The organism is Actibacterium sp. (genome assembly GCF_041584535.1).
Classification (GTDB): domain Bacteria; phylum Pseudomonadota; class Alphaproteobacteria; order Rhodobacterales; family Rhodobacteraceae; genus Actibacterium_D.
Genome location: NZ_JBFHDW010000315.1, coordinates 1 through 2,743, shown reverse-complemented (window position 1 = coordinate 2,743; position 2,743 = coordinate 1). Strand labels below are relative to the sequence as shown.

The following is a 2,743-nucleotide window of genomic DNA, read 5'->3' as shown; positions in this document are numbered from 1 at the left end:
GAAACAGACCCGTCGGACACGTCACGGACGCATGTTGAACGTCGTTTTTACGCAGTGGGCACGCTGGAATGACCCAACCGCTACACGAAGCGGACGTTGGCAAACCCCCAGGTCAGACAACACAAATACTGACATTTTAGGTGCGGAACACTTACCGGATACTGACCCGGTATTCGTCCCTGACAGTGACATAGACAATGACAGTGACAATGACACCGACACGTGGGCGAGGACGGCGGCGACGGTGGAAGTCGTAGAGGCGTTGATCAAAGTGTTCGGACGTCCAGCGACACCGACAGGGAAGCAACGCATTCAGGACGCCGCCCGGGAGCTTGCTGCTGCGGGTGCGTCGGGTGATCACCCGCCCGGCCAAGGCCGGTGGCGAGGATTTCGAGGGCGTCAGTGCGTCGGAATTCACACGCCGGGTCGCGGCGGGCGCGTTCGCGCTGCACTGGCAGGCGCATGGGCTAAGCTATGGCGTGCCCCGAACATTTGAGGCGGCGCTGGCGCAGGGCCGGGACGTGATCTTTAATGGCTCGCGGGCGATCCTGCCGCTGGCTTTTGACCTGTATCCCGACATGTCGATATTGCTGGTCACGGCTTCGCCTGAAACTCTGGCCAGACGGCTGGCGGCGCGGGGGCGTGAAAGCGGGGATCAGATCGAAACCCGTCTGGCCCGCTCCGATTATTCCGTCGCGCCGGGCCTGCCGGTGCGGCAGGTGTCGAATGACGGCGATCTCGCGTTGGCGGTTCAGGCCTTTCTGGCCGCGCTTCAGCCCGAAAGCGCATAGCGATGCAGCAGGTGGAACCGGCCATCCGCAGCCTCGCCGAACAGGCACAGATCGGTCATTTCGAAGGGCTGTGGCGGCAGTGGCGTGATCGCCTGTTCCAGCACCGTTTGGGTCTGCTTGGCCTTGGTGTCAGACAGCTTGTCCGTCAGGGTCAGGTGAAAGCGGAACTCGTCCATCACATAGGGATAGCCCCAGCTTTCAAGATAGGCGTTCTGACGCGGGCTCAGACCGGCCGCACGTCGCCGTTCAAGCTCGCCCAAGCCGGGGGCGGCGCGGAACGGATCAAGGTCGCGCACCACCGTCGCCGCAAGATCGGACAGCGCGCGGGTATCGCCGCGCGGCGTCAGGGCCAGAAACCGGCCGATGCGCCGCAGGTCCAGCCCGTCGCAGATTACTGGCGCCAACCGCGCAGCCAGTTCCGCGATCCGGGCCTCCAGCGCAGCGCGGGATTGACCATCGCGCAGGCGGAACGGCGGCTTGAGCGTGCCGTGAAACCCGTATTTGCGCGGCGCCCGGGTCAGGGCCTCGATCGGCAGCGGCAGGCCCGGAATATCCGGATGCGGCACCGCGCGACCGCGCACGGCATCCCATCCCAACCAGCCATTGGCGAAATCGGAAAAGGCGCCCGGACGGGGCGCATAATAGACGGCAAATCTTTGAAACTCTGTCATGTCGGAGCGTTTAGTCGGCAAGTGTCACACCTCCGTGACAAAGACATGGCACAGGGCAAAGCGCAACGCAGGACCAGACCATGACCGAGACGATTTTTACCAATGCGCAGATCGTGCGCGACGACGAGCTGATCTTCGGAACCCTTCGCATCATGGATGGGCGGATCGTCGAAATCGCCACCGGGGCCAGCGCAGTTGCCGGGGCGATCGACGTTGGCGGCGACACGATCATGCCCGGTCTGGTCGAATTGCACACTGACAATCTTGAGCGCCATCTTGAGCCGCGTCCCAAGGTCGACTGGCCGCATGCGGCGGCGATTCTGGCTCATGACGCCGAGCTGGCCTCGGCCGGGATCACCACGGTTTTCGACGCCATGCGCATCGGGTCGATCCACAGCCACGATGGCGGTTATCCGAAATACGCCCGCGCCGTGTCGCGCGAGGTGATGGAGCTGCGGGAAAAGGGCGCGTTGAAGATCAACCACTACCTGCACCTGCGCGGCGAGGTCTGTTCCGAAACCCTTGAGGATGAATTTTCGGAATTCGGCCCCGAAGATCGGGTCGGTCTGGTCTCGCTGATGGATCACACGCCCGGTCAGCGCCAGTTCCGCGACATCACCGCGCTGCGCACCTATGTGCAGAAAAAGCGCGGCATGAATGACGGTGAATTCGAGGATCATGTCGATCACCTGCTTGGGTTGCGCAGCACCTATGGCGCCCGCCACGAGGCCGCCACCGTCAAAGAGGCCGCACGTCTGGGCGCGGTTCTGGCTTCGCATGACGATACCACCGCCGAACATGTCGAAACCTCGCATGGATACGGTGTGCGCGTGGCCGAGTTTCCGACCACTGTCGAGGCGGCGCAGGCCTGTCGTCAGCACGGGATCGCGGTGATGATGGGCGCGCCGAACCTGATCCGGGGCGGCTCGCATTCGGGGAATGTCGCGGCGCATAGGTTGGCCGAAATGGGGCTGCTGGATATTATCTCGTCCGATTACGTGCCCTATGCGCTGTTGTCCTCGGCGTTTCTTCTGGCCGATCTGTGGGACAATCTTCCACGTGCGGTGGCGACCGTAACTTCGACCCCGGCGCGGGCGGTGGGCTTTGCCGATCGCGGCCTGCTCGGGGAAGGCTATTATGCGGATATGATCCGCGTCACCCGCGTCGAAGGCAGCCCGGTCATTCGCGGCGTCTGGTGTCACGGCCGACAGGTCGGGTAGGGGCCAGCGTCCCCGCGTCCGGCGCGCTGGCCGGTCGCCGTCACATTTCTTTCACCCCTTG

The 2,743-nt window shown here is 63.7% G+C and carries 2 protein-coding genes and 1 pseudogene; 2 read left to right on the top strand and 1 reads right to left on the bottom strand.

What is annotated here, in order from left to right; genetic code table 11:
- Positions 1-332: 332 nt before the first annotated feature.
- Positions 333-791: a phosphonate metabolism protein/1,5-bisphosphokinase (PRPP-forming) PhnN gene (gene phnN, locus ABYW26_RS12925; protein WP_372605318.1), complete on the top strand. Its 459-nt coding sequence runs from the start codon at positions 333-335 to the stop codon at positions 789-791.
- On the opposite strand, the gene ABYW26_RS12920 is transcribed toward phnN, so the two are convergent.
- Positions 773-1,483 carry a DUF1045 domain-containing protein gene (locus ABYW26_RS12920; protein WP_372605317.1) on the bottom strand — a complete coding sequence of 237 codons (711 nt, stop codon included), beginning with the start codon at positions 1,481-1,483 and terminating at the stop codon, positions 773-775. The two genes, phnN and ABYW26_RS12920, sit on opposite strands and share 19 nt — an antisense overlap.
- Positions 1,484-1,524: 41 nt before the next feature.
- Between ABYW26_RS12920 and ABYW26_RS12915 the strand changes: the two are divergent.
- A pseudogene (locus tag ABYW26_RS12915) lies at positions 1,525-2,682 on the top strand (alpha-D-ribose 1-methylphosphonate 5-triphosphate diphosphatase); the annotation flags it as partial.
- Positions 2,683-2,743 lie beyond the last annotated feature (61 nt).